This window comes from Streptomyces sp. YS415 (genome assembly GCF_023544665.1).
Taxonomy (GTDB): domain Bacteria; phylum Actinomycetota; class Actinomycetes; order Streptomycetales; family Streptomycetaceae; genus Streptomyces.
This window is the reverse complement of the sequence record NZ_JAMJFL010000001.1, coordinates 435,918-451,511: the sequence shown is the minus strand read 5'-3', so window position 1 is coordinate 451,511 and position 15,594 is coordinate 435,918. Positions and strand designations below refer to the sequence as shown.

Below are 15,594 nucleotides of genomic sequence, written 5' to 3'. Positions count from 1 at the left end.
TTCAGCCTTCTTTCGTACCTGTCCCCGCTGTTCCCAACCTAATTGATCAGCGGGAGACATGAGCTGTCGTGCTGTCGTCGTGCGGGGCAACACCACATACGTCCACCTTGCGTACAGGTATCAGCGCGATGACCGACAGGACGAAGAACGCGGCCGCCAGCAGCGCCGGGCTGTTGAGTCCCCAGGCGGTGGCGACGACCCCGCCGAGCAGTGCGCCGAGCGGCGCCCCCGCGACGGCGAGGGTCCGGAACGCCGAAGACACCCGGCCCAGCAGGGGGGCCGGACTGCGCTGCTGCATCAGCGTCGTGGTGTTGACGTTCCACACCATGCCCATGAGCCCGAACACGGCCAGCGCGAGGGCCAGGGCGGCCGGATGGCGGATCGTGCCCATCACCACCAGCGCGCCGGTCTGCACGATGCCCGCGAGCAGCACCGCCCGCAGTCGCCCCACCCGGGCGACCAGCGCGCCACCCGCCGGCCCGCCGAGCAGGCTGCCGGCCGTGTACGCCGTCATGGCCACCGCGTATCCGGTGGCGCCCGCCTCCAGCCAGCCCGTCACCAGCAGCACCAGCGTGGCGATGAGAGCGCCCATGCCGATGTTGCACAGGGCGGTGGCGGCGCACAGACCGCGCAGGGCCCGGTCCTGCCACAAGGTGCGCAGTCCTTCGGCGATGTCCCGGCGCAGGGTGCTGCCCGCCGGTCCGGGCGCTCGCGCGGGCGGTTCGGTCCGCAGCGAGGCGACCAGCGCGGCCGCCAGCAGGAAGGTGACCGCGTCGGCCACGAAGGGCGCCGCCGCTCCGGCCGCGATCAGCACCGGTACGACCGGGGCACCCAGCAGGCCGCCGGCCAGGCGCTGCCCGATCATCAGACGGGCGTTGGCGCCGCCCAGTTCGGCGCGGTCGACCAGGGCCGGCAACAGGGCGGTCGAGGCGTTGTCGAAGAGGGTCTGCAGCGTGGTCAGGGCGAAGGCCAGTCCGATCAGCAGGGCGATCGAGGCATGTCCCGAGGCGACGGCCACCGCGAATCCGGCGACCAGCAGCCCGCGTACCGCGTCGACGATCCACATCGCGCGCCGCTGGTCCACCCGGTCGGCGACGGCGCCGCCCAGCAGGCCGAAGACGAGCCAGGGCAGATAGCCGCAGGCGGTGACCGCGGCGATGAGCAGCGGGCGGTCCGTCAGCGTGGCGGCGAGCAACGGCAGCGCGGCCGTGCGCAGGGCGTCGCCGAAGCTGGAGAGCACGGCGGCACTCCACAGCCGCCCGAAACCCCCGCGCCAGGCCGGCGCGCTCTCGTCCCCCGACTCGACCGCCGCCACGGCTCCCCCTCACGATTCACCAGCTGCATCACGACCGCTGAAGCACCGATCGATGCACAAACCGTAAAGGGCACCACTGACAATCGGCCGGGGCGCGAAGGCGCGGGCCGCGAAACAGCTTCGGCCAGGCACCGTCCGGTGCCTGGCCGTTCCTGAAGTCCTAGATCTCGCCGCGCAGTTTGGCGAGCGCCTCGGCGAGAATCGCCTCGCCGTCCGCGTCGCTGCGCCGCTCCCGGACGTACGCCAGGTGCGTCTTGTAGGGCTCGGTACGCGGCGGGTCCGGCGGGTTGTCCCGGTCCTGCCCTGCGGGGAAGCCGCAGCGCGGGCAGTCCCAGGTGTCGGGGACCTGCGCGTCGCTGGCGAAGCTGGGCTGGGTCTCGTGCCCGTTGGAGCACCAGAAGGAGATGCGCAGCCGGGGCGCGGACTCGCCACGCTCGGCCTCGCCCATCGGCCCCGCCCCGACCCGGCTTCCTCGGATCGCGTTGCCACTTGCCACGGTCGTAACTCCCTGCGTGATGGTGCCGCGAAGCGAGTCGGCGTTTCGCTTCGTTGCGAGCGCCTCAGTCTACGTAAGGCCCAACGCGCGTCCAGTGCTTGGAGTTACAGCCCCCACACCTAGACGCAAGCCCCATGATAGGCGGCGCTCAGCTGCGCGTACCGAACATGGGGCCTTACGTACGGAATGTGCGTGCCGGTCAGTTGTTCACCTTCATCAGGAGGGCGAGCACGACAATGCACGCGAACCAGAGCAGACCGACCACCACGGTGATCCGGTCGAGGTTGCGCTCGGCGACCGAGGAGCCGCCGACGGACGACTGCATGCCGCCACCGAACATGTCGGAGAGGCCGCCGCCCTTGCCCTTGTGCATCAGCACCAGCAGCATCAGCAGACCGCTGAAGACGATCAGGGCGATCGAGAACCCCATAACCACGGCTGGACCAACTTCCTCGGATCTGGATGGACGACAGGGGCACAGCCACCGGGCTGTGCCCCCGCAAGGGTACGACGGATCGCCGCTACCGCATACTTACTGGTCGCGGAAGCGCACGATCTTGACGAACTCGTCGGCGTCGAGCGAGGCGCCGCCGACCAGCGCGCCGTCGATGTCGGCCTGCGCCATGATCTCGGCGACGTTGCCGGACTTGACCGAGCCGCCGTACTGGATGCGGACCTTGTCGGCCAGCTCCTGGGTGTACAGCTCGGCGAGCTTGGCGCGGATGGCGGCGCAGACCTCCTGGGCGTCCTCGGCGCCACAGACCTTGCCGGTGCCGATGGCCCAGACGGGCTCGTAGGCGATCACCACGGTCTCGGCCTGCTCGGCCGGGAGGTCCTTCAGACCGCCCTCGACCTGGGCGAGGGTGTGGCCGACGTGGTTGCCCGCCTCGCGGACGTCCAGCTCCTCGCCGACGCACAGGATCGGGGTCAGGCCGTGCTTGTAGGCGGCCTTGACCTTGGCGTTGACGATCTCGTCGGTCTCGTCGTGGTACTGGCGGCGCTCGGAGTGGCCGACGGCCACGAACGTGCACTTCAGCTTCGCCAGCATCGCGCCGGAGATCTCGCCGGTGTAGGCGCCGGAGTCCTGGGCGGAGATGTCCTGGGCGCCGTACTTGATCTTCAGCTTGTCGCCGTCGACCAGGGTCTGCACGGAGCGCAGGTCGGTGAAGGGCGGCAGGACGGCGACCTCTACGGCCTCGTAGTCCTTGTCGGCCAGGGCGAAGGCGAGCTTCTGGACGTGGGCGATGGCCTCGAGGTGGTTGAGGTTCATCTTCCAGTTGCCCGCCATCAGCGGCGTACGGGTGGTCATTGAGGGTCAGTCCTCCAGTGCGGCGAGGCCGGGGAGCGTCTTGCCCTCGAGGTATTCGAGGGAGGCGCCGCCGCCGGTCGAGATGTGGCCGAATGCGGTCTCGTCGAAGCCGAGCGTACGCACGGCCGCGGCGGAGTCTCCGCCGCCGACGACGGTGAAGCCGTCCGAGTCGACGAGGGCCTGGGCGACCGCCTTGGTGCCCTCGGCGTAGTCGGGGTGCTCGAAGACGCCCATGGGACCGTTCCAGAAGACGGTCGCCGCGTCGGCGAGCTTGCCGGCGTAGAGCTCACCGGTCTTCGGGCCGATGTCCAGGCCCATCTGGCCCTCGGGCATCCGGTCCGCGTCGACGGCCGTGTGCTCGGAGGCCGCCTTCGCCTTCAGGTCCGGGAAGGCCGGGGAGACCACGACGTCGACCGGGAGCACGAGCTCGACGCCCAGCTTCTCGGCGCGCTCCAGGTACTCGGTGACGGCCGGGATCTGGTCCTCCTGGAGCAGCGAGCTGCCGACCTCGTAGCCCTTGGCCTTGAGGAAGGTGAAGGCCATGCCGCCGCCGATGAGGATGCGGTCGGCCTTGCCGAGCAGCTGGTCGATGACGGCCAGCTTGTCGGAGACCTTGGAGCCGCCGAGAGCCACGGCGTAGGGCCGCTGGACGTCGTCGGTGAGCTTCTTCAGGACGCCGACCTCGGTGGCGATGAGGTGGCCGGCGTAGTGCGGCAGCTTGCCCGGGAGGTCGAACACGGAGGCGTGCTTGCGGTGCACGGCGCCGAAGCCGTCGCCGACGTAGACGTCCGCGAGGTCGGCCAGCCGGTCGGCGAAGGCGGCGCGCTCGGCGTCGTCCTTGGCGGTCTCGCCGGCGTTGAAGCGCAGGTTCTCGATGACGGCGACCCGGCCGTCGGCGAGGCCCGCGACGACGGCCTGGGCGGACTCGCCGACGGTGTCGGTCGCGAACGCCACCTCCGCGCCGAGGAGTTCACCGAGCCGGGCGGCGGCCGGGCCGAGGGAGAAGGCGGGGTCCGGGGCACCCTTGGGGCGGCCCAGGTGGGAGGCCACGACCACGCGGGCGCCCGCCTCGGCGAGCGCCTTGACGGTGGGCAGGACGGCGCGGATGCGGCCGTCGTCGGTGATCGTGGTGCCGTCCAGCGGCACGTTGAGGTCGGCGCGGACGAAGACCCGCTTGCCGGTGACGCCTTCGGCGAGGAGTTCGTCGATCGTCTTCATTGAGAGGGCTCCCGAGAAGTGTGCGTGATGCTCGTGATCCTAAGAGGGCCGGCCGGTACGTGACACAGGGCCCGGGCGGCGCGTCCCTGCGCCGCCCGAGCCCTGCTGTCACATCGAAGTGCCTGCTCCGGGGATCAGAGCTGGTTGCCGACGAAGACCGTGAGGTCGACGAGGCGGTTGGAGTAGCCCCACTCGTTGTCGTACCAGCCGAGGATCTTCACCGACTTGCCCTCCTGGACCATGGTCAGGGAGGAGTCGAAGGTGCAGGAGGCCGGGTCGCTGACGATGTCGGAGGAGACGATCGGGTCCTCCGTGTAGGACAGGTAGCCCTGCAGTTCGCCCTCGGCGGCCTTCTTGAACGCGGCGTTGACCTCGTCCTTGGTGACCTCGCGCTCCAGCTCCACCACCAGGTCGGTGGCCGAACCGGTCGGGACCGGGACGCGCATCGCGATGCCGTCGAGCTTGCCCTTCAGCTTGGGCAGGACCAGGGCGGTGGCCTTGGCGGCACCCGTCGTGGTCGGGATGATGTTCTCGGCGGCGGCACGGGCGCGGCGCAGGTCCTTGTGCGGGAAGTCCAGGATGCGCTGGTCGTTCGTGTACGCGTGCACCGTCGTCATCAGACCCTTGACGATGCCGAAGTTCTCGTCGAGGACCTTGGCCATCGGCGCCACACAGTTGGTGGTGCAGGAGGCGTTGGAGATGACGTGGTGGTTCGCCGCGTCGTACTTGTCCTGGTTGACGCCCATCACGATGGTGATGTCCTCGTCCGAGGCCGGAGCCGAGATGAGGACCTTCTTGGCGCCACCGGCGATGTGCTTCTCGGCGTCGGCCTTCTTCGTGAAGATGCCCGTCGACTCGATGACGATGTCGACGCCCAGCTCGCCCCACGGGATGTCCGCGGGGTTGCGCTCGGACAGGACCTTGATGGTGCGGCCGTCGACCGTGATCGTGTCGGCGGTGTGGGTGACCTCCTGCTTGAGGCGGCCCAGAATCGTGTCGTACTTCAGCAGATGCGCGGTGGTTGCGGTGTCACCCAGGTCGTTGACAGCCACGATCTCGATGTCAGCGCCCTGCTCCAGCAGTGCGCGGAAGTAGTTGCGACCGATACGACCGAAGCCGTTGATTCCTACGCGGATCGTCACGAACCGATCTCCTCGTTGGTACGCCGGCCATGCGGTGCCGGCGAGCTGTATTTGGGATGTCCCCGACCGCCTACGACCCTACCTCTCTGCGGCCCCCGAGGTGACATCGAGATGCCCCATACACGGGCAGGCGGTCCGTACCCGCCAGTAGGGGTACGGACCGCCCTCGCGCCCTAGCCCGGCGTCATCCCGCGATCACGGAGTGTCGAGAGAGGTGAGGGCCTTGCCGATCAGCGCCGCACGGTCGGCCGGGGCGACGAGGTGCTCCAGGCCGAAGCCGAGCAGCACGGTGTCGTCCGTGGTGACCGCGCCGTACGTCTGGAAGAGCAGGCCGGCCCGCGCCCAGTCCTTGACGACCGCGGGGCTGCCCGCGGGCGGGCCCGGGACGCTCCAGGCGCCCAGCGACGTCTCGAAGCCCTCGGTCTCGACGGCGGTGCCGCCGATCACGACCGAGGCGTTGTCGACGAGGACCCCACGGCCGCCCGAGCCGGGGTCGCTGATGTAGCCGAGCGAGACCTCCACGGTCCGGCCCGCGTAGGCGGACAGGTCGAAGGAGACCTCCTGCCAGCCGGCCGACGCCCCGGTGAAGCTGTTCCAGGAGCCGCTGGTGCCGGACGGGGCGCAGGTCCCGTCGGCGAGCGTCAGATACCGCTTGAGCGCGGGGTGGGCCTGGATGAAGTACCCGGCCGAGCACTCCTCGGGCACCGCGGTGCTGGTCGCGCCGCCCTGCTCCGGCAGCGTCGTCCAGTCGTCGCCGCCCGCCGTACGGGCCTCCAGGACCGCGTGGTCGTAGCCCGGCTCGGTGCTCCAAAGCATGCGGGTGCGCAGGGTGGGTGCCTGGGCGGCGGTCACCGAGGTCAGGTCGATGGTGCGGGTGAGGCGGTTCCAGGCGTAGTCGCTGTGCGTGACGGCCGCCATGGAGCTGCCCTCGAAGGGGCCGTACGGGTTGACGGTGCCCGGGTAGCGGCCCGCGCCGGCGCTCGCGAACTGCGGGAACCTGTCCACGGGCAGGGTCTCGGAGGTCACGCTGTAGGACCCGGCCGCGTTCAGCGGGTTGCCCGGCGCCCCGGCCAGCGCGCCCTTGATGCCCGCGAGCTCACCGGCGCCCTCGAAGGCGGTGGCCCCGGGAAGTGACGTACGGCTGTAGGCGCCCAGAAAGTACTGGCTGAAGTCGTTGGACGGGTTGCCGCCGCCGAGGTCGACGCTGCCGCCGGCCTGTTCGCCGGCCTCGATCAGCCTGCCGCCCTCGTTGAGGAAGGCGCGCAGCTGGAGCTGGGTGGCGTTGCCCGGGACGCCGGCGCCGGTGTAGTGGACGACGGTCTCGAAGTGGCCGAGCACGCCGAGCGCGTCGGGCGCGCCCTGGGTGGCCACGTCCCAGACGGCGGCCTTGTGGCCGTTGGCCTTGAGCGCGTCGACGTAGAGCTGCGTCTGGGTGGCGGCCGCGCCCTCCTCGGCTACGACCAGGACGTCCGCACGCGGGCGTTCGGCCACCGTGTAGGTGAAGTGCTCGCCGGCGACCGGCTTTCCGCTCCTGGTCTCGCCGGTGAACCACACCTCGACCTTGTCCCCGATGTCGCCGTCGGCGACCTTGGCGCGGTACTCGTCGAAGTAGAGGTTGTCCTCACCGCCGTAGGTCTCGCCGCCCTTCCAGGGCCGCAGCGCCATGTCGTGCGTACGGCCGCCGTTGACGCGGTACTTGAGCTCCTTGTCGCGCACGGACTTGCGGGCGACGACGGAGACCTCCTGGTCGGCGCCGCGGGAGTAGGACGTGGTGAACGGCGCCGGGGTGAAGTCGGCGGCCTTCAGGCCGACCGAGGAGGACGGCCGGTCCGGGTGGGCGGCGGACTCGGCGACGGACAGCGCGAACGGGACGTTCTTGGCGAACTCCTGCTGGATCAGCTTCTCGTCGTCGGGGAAGTTGAAGATGGACTGGCAGTCGCCGGGCAGCCAGGCGTCGTTCGGGTCGACGTTCGAGGCGGTCTGGCAGGTCGACATCTCGGGCGTGAACATCGCCAGGCCGTTGACGTTGGCGGCGTGTCCGTCCGCCTCGCCGTTGGTGGTGTACAGCTCGGAGGAGACCTGCGGGTGGTAGCCCGGGACGGCGGGGTTCTCGGGGGTGCCCGCGAGCGCCTTGTACATCACGTCGTCGGGGGTGTGCGTGGCCACCTGCCAGCCGACGCCGTAGAGGATGAGCTCGGCGGCCGAGTGGTAGTTGATGCCGAGTTCGAAGCCGATGCGCTTCTGGAAGGCGTCGATCGCCTTGGTCTCGGGTTCCGAGCCCGGGGCGTCACCGCGGTAGGTCTGGCTGGTGGGGTGGGGGGAGGAACCCTCGTCGTCGTAGCCCCACTTGTAGGCGAAGTTGCGGTTGAGGTCGACGCCGTCGCCGGTGCTGATGGCGCCGTCGGCGTTGTTGTCCCGCAGGTTCTTGCGCCACAGGCGGTCGCCCGTGTCCTGGAAGGTGTAGTCGTAGCCGTCGGGGTTGGCCGAGATCACGAACCACAGCTCGGTGGTGTCGACGATCTTCTTGATCCGCTTGTCGGTCCGGTAGTTGTCCAGGTAGTGGTGCATCAGCCGCCGGGTCATCTCCGGGGTGATCCACTCCCGCGCGTGCTGGTTGGACATGTAGAGCACGGAGGGCTTGGCGCCGTCCTTGGACTTCTTGGCGTTCTTGGTGAGCTTCAGCGCCAGGATGTCCTGGCCCCGGACGGTCTTGCCGAGGGAGACGACCTTGGTGAGGCCGGGGTTCTCCTGGCCGGTCCGGAGGATCTCCTCCTGCAGGCCGCCGCTGCCGCTGTAGGGCCGGTAGACGCCCTCCGCCGCCGCCTCGACGCGCCGCTCGGCCTTGGCGGACAGGGTGTGCTCGGTGAGTTCGACGCCCTGCTTCTCCAGCTTCTCGGCCTGCTGGTCGGTGAGGTAGACCTCGATGGTGGCGGTGCCCTTCTCGGGCGCCTGCTCACTGAGTTCGTGGCCGTCCTGTCCGGCGGCCAGCAGCAGCGGGATCTGCTTCTTGGTGACCTCGGCGCGGAAGACCTTGACCTCGTCGGCGTCCGGTGCGTCCGAACTGCCGTTCTGTGCCTGGGCGATGGGTGCGATGCTCGCTCCGCCGATCAGGAGCGCGCCGACAGCGAGGATCGATCTCGCTCTGTGTCTCATGAACCCCCCTAGCGTGGGTTCGCCACGTCAGCGAACAGATGCCAGGCTCATGACACTTCATGATCGAGTCAAGGGTGCCTTCCGAACCCGAAAACGCCGGTGACCGTCACCCGAAGGGGTGCGGTCACCGGCGTTCTGAGGGGGCGTCAGCCCACGAGGTTGTCGGCCATCTCCTCGGTGATGCTGGACTCCGTGCCCGGGATGCCGAGGTCCTGGGCGCGCTTGTCGGCCATCGCCAGCAGCCGGCGGATGCGGCCGGCGACGGCGTCCTTGGTCAGCGGCGGGTCGGCGAGCGCGCCGAGCTCCTCCAGGGAGGCCTGCTTGTGCTCCATGCGCAGCCGGCCGGCGGCGGCGAGGTGCTCGGGGACCTCCTCGCCGAGGATCTCCAGGGCGCGCTGGACGCGGGCACCGGCGGCGACGGCCGCGCGCGCGGAGCGGCGCAGGTTGGCGTCGTCGAAGTTGGCGAGGCGGTTCGCCGTGGCGCGGACCTCGCGGCGCATCCGCCGCTCCTCCCAGGCCAGCACCGACTCATGGGCGCCGAGCCGGGTGAGCAGGGCGCCGATGGCGTCGCCGTCGCGGACGACGACCCGGTCCACCCCGCGCACCTCACGGGCCTTGGCGGCGATGGACAGCCGGCGGGCGGCGCCGACCAGCGCGAGTGCGGCCTCGGGGCCCGGGCAGGTCACCTCCAGGGAGGAGGAGCGTCCGGGCTCGGTGAGCGAGCCGTGCGCCAGGAAGGCACCGCGCCAGGCGGCCTCGGCGTCACAGGTGGCCCCGGAGACGACCTGCGGGGGCAGGCCCCGGATCGGGCGGCCCCGGCCGTCGACCAGGCCGGTCTGCCGGGCCAGCTGGTCCCCGCCGGCGACCACGCGCACCACGTAGCGCGAGCCGCGGCGCAGTCCGCCCGGTGCCATCACGATCAGTTCGGAGCTGTGGCCGAAGATCTCCAGGATGTCCCGCTTGAGCCGGCGGGCCGCCATCGCGGTGTCCAGCTCCGCCTCGATCACAATGCGCCCGCTGACCAGGTGAAGGCCGCCGGCGAACCGCAGAATGGCGGAGACCTCCGCCTTCCTGCAGCAGGTCCGGGTGACGGGGAGCCGGGAGATCTCGTCCTTCACCGCTGCCGTCATCGCCATGGGCCGATCCTTCCATGCATCCGAAAAATACGGTCGTACGCGGCGGCCAGCAGCTCCGGGTCGTGCCGTGGAGATCCGTCCCCCCGTGCGACCGGAGCCAGCTCGACCGCGGCCCCGAGCCGCTTGGCGGCCTCGGTCAGCACCTCGCGGTCGGGCACGGCTGCCTCGTCGGCCAGCACCACGTCCAGGGCGAGTTTAGGGGCGTGTCGTCCCAAAACCTCCAAATGACGCTGCGGGGAGAAGCCTTCGGTTTCTCCGGGCTGGGGGACGAGGTTCAGCGAGAGCACCCGGCGGGCCTTCGTCTCGGTGAGCGCGTCCAGCAGCTGGGGCACCAGCAGATGCGGGATGACCGAGGAGAACCAGGACCCCGGGCCGAGCACCACCCAGTCCGCGTCCCGCACGGCCTCGACGGCCTCGGGGACGGCGGGCGGGTCGTGCGGCACCAGGTGCACGGACTGCACCTCACCGGGGGTGAGGGCGACGGTGGCCTGGCCGAGCACGGTGTCCACGTCCTCGGGCCGCGCCGGGTCGTGCCCCTTGACCAGGGCCTGCAGCTCCAGGGGTACGGCGGACATGGGCAGCACGCGCCCGTGCGCGCCGAGCAGCTTGCCGACCAGGTCCAGGGCCTGGACATGGTCGCCGAGCTGTTCCCACAGGGCGACGATCAGCAGATTGCCGACCGCGTGGTCGTGCAGGTCGCCCTGGGAGGTGAAGCGGTGCTGGATCACCCGCGACCAGGTCTGGCCCCAGTCGTCGTCGCCGCACAGCGCGGCCAGCGCCTTGCGCAGGTCGCCGGGTGGCAGCACGCCCAGCTCGTCGCGCAGCCGCCCGCTGGAGCCGCCGTCGTCGGCGACGGTGACGACGGCGGTCAGGTCACCGGTGATCCGGCGCAGCGCGGCGAGCGAGGCGGAAAGGCCCATGCCGCCGCCGAGGGCGACGACCTTGGGCTGGGTGCCCCGGCGGCGCGGTCGGCCGCCACGAGCCTCGCCGGGCCGGCCGATCCGTCCGTCCGGCACCACCCGGCCGACCCTGATCAGCCGCGGAGTACGTCCTGTCATTCGCGTCCCATGTCCCGGTGGACGACCACTGTCTCCACACCCTGCGCGGCGAGCCGTGCGGCGAGCTTCTCCGAGGTGGCCACCGAACGGTGCTTGCCCCCGGTGCAGCCGACCGCGATGGTCACATAGCGCTTGCCCTCACGACGGTAGCCTGCGGCAATCAGCTGCAGCAGCTCGGTGTACCGGTCGAGGAACTCCTTGGCGCCGGGCTGGTTGAAGACGTACGCCGACACCTCCTCGTTCAGACCGGTGTACGGCCGCAGCTCCGGGACCCAGTGCGGGTTCGGCAGGAACCGCATGTCGACGACCAGGTCGGCGTCTACGGGCAGGCCGTACTTGAAGCCGAACGACATCACGGTGGCCCGCAGCTCGGGCTCCTCCTCGCCCGCGAACTGGGCGTCCATCTTGGCGCGCAGCTCGTGCACGTTCAGGCTGGAGGTGTCGATCACCAGGTCGGCGTCGCCGCGCAGCTCGCGAAGCAGCTCCCGCTCGGCGGCGATGCCGTCGACGATCCGGCCGTCGCCCTGGAGCGGGTGCGGGCGGCGCACCGACTCGAAGCGGCGCACCAGGGCCTCGTCGGAGGACTCCAGGAAAACGATCCGCCGGGTGACGCCCCGGCTGTCGAGGTCGGCGAGCGACTCGCGCAGGTTGTCGAAGAAGCGGCGGCCGCGCACGTCGACGACGACGGCGATCCGGGCGACGTTGCCCTGGGAGCGGGCGCCGAGCTCCACCATGGTGGGGATCAGCGCCGGCGGCAGGTTGTCGACGACGAACCAGCCGAGGTCCTCCAGACACTTCGCGGCGGTCGAGCGGCCGGCTCCGGACATGCCGGAGATGATCACCAGCTCGGGGATGGTGGCCTCGGGGACCGCGGCGGTGTCGCCGGGCGTACTCACCTGTGCTCCGTTCTCCTGGGGTGGCTGCTGCGGGGTCCGATCATCGCCCAGGTCCAGATGGGCCCGATCTCGCTCCGCCGTGGGCTGCTTGTCCTGCTCGGTCATGTCTCCTGCCCCCGTCGTTCGTCCGGGGTGCCCGCGGTCACGGGCTCCCCCGGGGCGTCCGCGGTCGTTTCGGGCGCCCCGTCCTCCGTGTCTTCCATGATCTCTCCAGTCGCCGTGTTCACGGCGGGCGCGGCCGGGGCCGCCTGGGCGAAGGCCGCGGCAATGGTCTCGGCCGTTTTACGACCTATGCCCGGAACTTCGCAGATCTGGTCGATTGTCGCCGATCGCAGCCTTTTCACCGAACCGAAGTGCTTGATCAGCGCCTGCTTGCGGGTCTCGCCGAGGCCCGGTACGTCGTCCAGGGGGCTCGACCGGAAGCGCTTGGCGCGCTTGACGCGCTGGTAGGTGATGGCGAAGCGGTGGGCCTCGTCACGGATGCGCTGGAGCAGGTACAGGCCCTCGCTGGTGCGCGGCATGACCACCGGGTCGTCCTCCCCGGGCAGCCAGACCTCCTCCAGGCGCTTGGCCAGGCCGCACACGGCGATGTCGTCGATACCGAGCTCGTCCAGGGCCCGCTTCGCGGCGGCGACCTGGGGCTGCCCGCCGTCGACGACGACGAGCTGGGGCGGGTAGGCGAACTTCTTGGGGCGGCCGTCGTCCTCGGTGAGCGCGTCCTCGCCCTCGGCCCACTCCCCCGTCCGCTCCTTCTCGGCGATGTACCGCTTGAAGCGGCGGGAGATCACCTCGTGCATGGACCGGACGTCGTCCTGGCCCGCGAAGCCCTTGATCTGGAAGCGGCGGTACTCGCCCTTGCGCTGGAGACCGTCCTCGAAGACGACCATGGAGGCCACGACGTCCTCGCCCTGGAGGTGGGAGATGTCGTAGCACTCGATGCGCAACGGCGCGCTGTCCAGGCCGAGGGCGTCGGCGATCTCCTCCAGGGCGCGCGAGCGCGTGGTCAGGTCGGAGGCGCGCTTGGTCTTGTGCAGGCCGAGGGCCTGCAGAGCGTTGCGCGCGACGGTCTCCATCAGCGCCTTCTTGTCGCCGCGCTGCGGGATGCGCAGCGAGACGTTCGATCCTCGGCGCTCGGTGAGCCATTGCTGGACCGGCTCCACCGGGTCGGGCAGGGCCGGGACGAGGACCTCCTTGGGCACGGAGTCCCCGCTCTCCTCGCCGTAGAGCTGCTGGAGGGCGTGCTCGACGAGGGCGCCGGTGGTGATCTCCTCGACCTTGTCGGTGACCCAGCCGCGCTGGCCGCGCACGCGTCCGCCACGGACGTGGAAGATCTGCACGGCGGCTTCCAGCTCGTCCTCGGCGACGGCGATCAGGTCGGCGTCGGTCGCGTCGGCGAGCACGACCGCGTTCTTCTCCATGGCCTTCTTCAGGGCCCCGATGTCGTCGCGCAGGCGCGCGGCCCGCTCGTACTCCATGTCGTCGGCCGCCTGGACCATCTGCTTCTCCAGCCGGCGCAGATAGGTGCCCGTGCGGCCGGCCATGAAGTCGCAGAACTCGTCGGCCAGTTCCCGGTGCTCCTCGGGCGAGACCCGGCCGACGCAGGGCGCGGCGCACTTGCCGATGTAGCCGAGCAGACAGGGACGGTCGGTGCGGGCGGCGTTCTTGAAGACCCCGGCCGAGCAGGTGCGCACCGGGAAGACGCGCAGCAGCAGGTCCACGGTGTCGCGGATCGCCCACGCGTGGGCGTACGGCCCGAAATAGCGCACGCCCTTCTTCTTGTGACCGCGCATCACCTGCACCCGCGGGAACTGCTCGCTCATGGTCACCGCGAGGTAGGGGTAGCTCTTGTCGTCGCGGTACTTGACGTTGAACCGGGGGTCGTACTCCTTGATCCAGGAGTATTCCAGCTGGAGCGCCTCCACCTCCGTGGACACCACCGTCCACTCCACGGACGCCGCCGTGGTGACCATGCTGCGGGTGCGGGGGTGCAGGCCCGCCAGGTCCTGGAAGTAGTTCGCCAGGCGCTGGCGCAGGCTCTTCGCCTTTCCGACGTAGATCACCCTGCGGTGCTCGTCACGGAACCGGTAGACCCCGGGGGAGTCCGGGATCTGTCCCGGCCGGGGGCGGTAGCTGGAGGGGTCGGCCATGTTTCACACCCTACTGGCGAGGGGTGACAGCGCGACGAGGCTGTGGACAACGCCGGCGGGCCGCCATGGGCACGGTTGGGCATCAAGTGTTGTCGGGGCTTGGTCAACACGCTTCAATGCGGGGGAACTCGGGCCCGGCCTCTGCCGCCCGCGCGACGGTCCGACCAGCCGTCGTGAACGCTGCCCAGAAAGGCCCCCGCATGCCGCACGCCACTCAGCAGGCGGACGTCGCCGCCGTCATCGCGGTGCCGGACGTGGCCGGGGTCACACCAGCGGACCCGGCCCTGGACGCGGCGCTCAGCGGCGGCCCCTTCCACGTCGCGCTGCGCGCCGCCATCGCCGCGCGCGGGCTGCCCCTCCAGCGCGTGCAGCACCATCTCTCGCGCTACGGGGTGAAGGTCGGCGTCACCAGCCTGAGTTACTGGCAGCAGGGTGCCCGCCGGCCGCAGCGCCCGGAGTCGCTGCGCGCGGTGCGGGCGCTGGAGGAGATCCTCCAGCTGCCCGAGGAGTCGCTGATCAGGCTGCTGGCGGAGGGCGACGAGCAGGGTGCGGGGCGGCCCGCGGTCCGTTCCTACCGCTCCCTCGTCGAGGCCGACGGCGTCCTGGCGGGGCTGCTGGCCGAGCTGGACGCCCCGGTCGACGGCGGGCTGCACACCCTGGGGCTGCACGAGCGGGTGCGGATCGGCGCACGGCGGGAGCTGGCGGGCCGCGAGGCGCACCACATCGTGCGCGCCCACCGGGACGGCGTCGACCGCTTCGCGGCCGTGTACCACGGCGACCCCGGCTGCACGCCCGACCTCATGCGCGTGCAGGCCCTGGAGAACTGCCGCACGGGCCGGATCCGGTACCACCACGACACCGGCGTCCTCGTCGCCGAGCTGCTCTTCGACACCCGGCTGCGCTCCGGCGACACCTTCCTCTTCCGGTACGGCATCGAGGACGGCACCGCCGGGGTGTCCCGTGAGTACGCGCGCGGGTTCGGCGCCGCGGGCGGCCAGTACGCGCTCCAGATCCGCTTCGACGAGCACCGTCCGCCGGTGCGCTGCCACCGGTTCGCCCAGCACTCGGCGGCGGCCCCGCGCAGCGGCCGTCAGGAGCTCCCGCTCAGCCCGCGGCACCACTCGGTCCACCTCGTCGAGCCGCGGCTGCGGACGGGCATCGTGGGGATCGGCTGGGACTGGGAGGAGTGAGCGGGCGGGGGTGAACCTGCGCGGGGCGTCACGTGAGGCGGCGCGGCCGAGCGAGACCTCGCCGGACGCCGCCTCAGACGGTGGGGGCCGGTCCTGCCACGATCCGGCCGCCCTCGGCCCGCACCGGCAGCTCCTTCAGCGGCGCGCTCGCCGGCTCGTGCAGCACCTCGCCGTTCGTGGCGTCGAACTCACTGCCGTGGCAGGGACAGACGAGCTTCGTCCCCTCCAGCTTGTTGATGGGGCACAGCGCGTGCGTGCAGATCGTGCTGTACGCCTTCAGCGTGCCGTTCGCGTCCCGGCTGACGACCACGTTGTGCTCGCGGTACAGCTTCGCGCTCCCCTGGGCGACCTCGCTCTCCGCGCCGAGGTCGACGGGCGCGCTGGGCTCGGCCTCCGCCGTCCCGCCGCCCGGCGAGCAGGCGGCCAGGCCCAGCCCGGCGACGGGGGTGAGGGCCGCTCCGCGCAGGACGGTACGACGGGTCGGGGTCGGGCGGCCGGGCATACGAGGCTCCACTGGTCAGAGGGCGGGCAGGG

General features: G+C 70.9%; 13 protein-coding genes. 1 reads left to right on the top strand and 12 read right to left on the bottom strand.

All coding sequences use genetic code 11. The features are described 5' to 3' along the window. Positions 1-46: 46 nt before the first annotated feature. The 11 genes from M8H82_RS02045 to uvrC form a co-directional block, all read right to left on the bottom strand. Complete coding sequence (locus M8H82_RS02045) at positions 47-1,315, bottom strand: MFS transporter (RefSeq protein ID WP_250070534.1); 1,269 nt, start codon at positions 1,313-1,315, stop codon at positions 47-49. Between the two features lie 160 nt (positions 1,316-1,475). Then, positions 1,476-1,811 (bottom strand): RNA polymerase-binding protein RbpA, encoded by a 336-nt coding sequence (locus M8H82_RS02040; RefSeq protein WP_003957010.1) that lies wholly within the window; start codon positions 1,809-1,811, stop codon positions 1,476-1,478. Positions 1,812-2,010: 199 nt separating this feature from the next. Then, positions 2,011-2,241: a preprotein translocase subunit SecG gene (secG, locus tag M8H82_RS02035; protein WP_105869397.1), complete on the bottom strand. Its 231-nt coding sequence runs from the start codon at positions 2,239-2,241 to the stop codon at positions 2,011-2,013. 102 nt (positions 2,242-2,343) lie between these two features. Beyond that, positions 2,344-3,120: a triose-phosphate isomerase gene (tpiA, locus tag M8H82_RS02030; RefSeq protein ID WP_250070533.1), complete on the bottom strand. Its 777-nt coding sequence runs from the start codon at positions 3,118-3,120 to the stop codon at positions 2,344-2,346. 6 nt (positions 3,121-3,126) lie between these two features. Further along, the gene (gene pgk, locus M8H82_RS02025) at positions 3,127-4,338 is read right to left on the bottom strand and encodes a phosphoglycerate kinase (protein WP_250070532.1); all 1,212 of its coding nucleotides are present in this window, start codon (positions 4,336-4,338) and stop codon (positions 3,127-3,129) included. A gap of 134 nt (positions 4,339-4,472) precedes the next feature. Continuing rightward, entirely contained in the window at positions 4,473-5,480 is a 1,008-nt protein-coding gene (gap, locus tag M8H82_RS02020; RefSeq protein WP_250070531.1) for a type I glyceraldehyde-3-phosphate dehydrogenase, read from the bottom strand. A 195-nt stretch (positions 5,481-5,675) separates the two neighbouring features. Beyond that, positions 5,676-8,633: a M14 family metallopeptidase gene (locus tag M8H82_RS02015; RefSeq protein WP_250070530.1), complete on the bottom strand. Its 2,958-nt coding sequence runs from the start codon at positions 8,631-8,633 to the stop codon at positions 5,676-5,678. Between the two features lie 146 nt (positions 8,634-8,779). After that, positions 8,780-9,769: a DNA-binding protein WhiA gene (gene whiA, locus M8H82_RS02010; RefSeq protein WP_250070529.1), complete on the bottom strand. Its 990-nt coding sequence runs from the start codon at positions 9,767-9,769 to the stop codon at positions 8,780-8,782. After that, positions 9,760-10,827 (bottom strand): uridine diphosphate-N-acetylglucosamine-binding protein YvcK, encoded by a 1,068-nt coding sequence (gene yvcK, locus M8H82_RS02005; protein WP_250070528.1) that lies wholly within the window; start codon positions 10,825-10,827, stop codon positions 9,760-9,762. Before yvcK ends, whiA begins: the two co-directional genes overlap by 10 nt. Further along, on the bottom strand, positions 10,824-11,828 hold the full coding sequence (gene rapZ, locus M8H82_RS02000) for an RNase adapter RapZ (RefSeq protein WP_250070527.1): 1,005 nt from the start codon (positions 11,826-11,828) through the stop codon (positions 10,824-10,826). Before rapZ ends, yvcK begins: the two co-directional genes overlap by 4 nt. After that, on the bottom strand, positions 11,825-13,870 hold the full coding sequence (gene uvrC / locus M8H82_RS01995) for an excinuclease ABC subunit UvrC (RefSeq protein WP_250070526.1): 2,046 nt from the start codon (positions 13,868-13,870) through the stop codon (positions 11,825-11,827). The genes rapZ and uvrC overlap by 4 nt, the downstream gene beginning before the upstream one ends. 200 nt (positions 13,871-14,070) lie before the next feature. On the opposite strand from uvrC, the gene M8H82_RS01990 reads away from it, so the two are divergent. Continuing rightward, positions 14,071-15,060, top strand: coding sequence for a hypothetical protein (locus M8H82_RS01990; RefSeq protein WP_250070525.1), 990 nt, complete (start codon positions 14,071-14,073; stop codon positions 15,058-15,060). A 73-nt stretch (positions 15,061-15,133) separates the two neighbouring features. On the opposite strand, the gene M8H82_RS01985 is transcribed toward M8H82_RS01990, so the two are convergent. Then, positions 15,134-15,562 carry a Rieske (2Fe-2S) protein gene (locus tag M8H82_RS01985; RefSeq protein WP_250070524.1) on the bottom strand — a complete coding sequence of 143 codons (429 nt, stop codon included), beginning with the start codon at positions 15,560-15,562 and terminating at the stop codon, positions 15,134-15,136. Positions 15,563-15,594 lie beyond the last annotated feature (32 nt).

Coding starts and splice junctions, on each gene's coding strand:
- secG (WP_105869397.1), bottom strand. CDS start 2,241: ATGGGGTTCTCGATCGCCCTGATCGTCTTCAGCGGTCTGCTGATGCTG.
- tpiA (WP_250070533.1), bottom strand. CDS start 3,120: ATGACCACCCGTACGCCGCTGATGGCGGGCAACTGGAAGATGAACCTC.
- pgk (WP_250070532.1), bottom strand. CDS start 4,338: ATGAAGACGATCGACGAACTCCTCGCCGAAGGCGTCACCGGCAAGCGG.
- M8H82_RS02015 (WP_250070530.1), bottom strand. CDS start 8,633: ATGAGACACAGAGCGAGATCGATCCTCGCTGTCGGCGCGCTCCTGATC.
- whiA (WP_250070529.1), bottom strand. CDS start 9,769: ATGGCGATGACGGCAGCGGTGAAGGACGAGATCTCCCGGCTCCCCGTC.
- yvcK (WP_250070528.1), bottom strand. CDS start 10,827: ATGACAGGACGTACTCCGCGGCTGATCAGGGTCGGCCGGGTGGTGCCG.
- rapZ (WP_250070527.1), bottom strand. CDS start 11,828: ATGACCGAGCAGGACAAGCAGCCCACGGCGGAGCGAGATCGGGCCCAT.
- uvrC (WP_250070526.1), bottom strand. CDS start 13,870: ATGGCCGACCCCTCCAGCTACCGCCCCCGGCCGGGACAGATCCCGGAC.
- M8H82_RS01990 (WP_250070525.1), top strand. CDS start 14,071: ATGCCGCACGCCACTCAGCAGGCGGACGTCGCCGCCGTCATCGCGGTG.
- M8H82_RS01985 (WP_250070524.1), bottom strand. CDS start 15,562: ATGCCCGGCCGCCCGACCCCGACCCGTCGTACCGTCCTGCGCGGAGCG.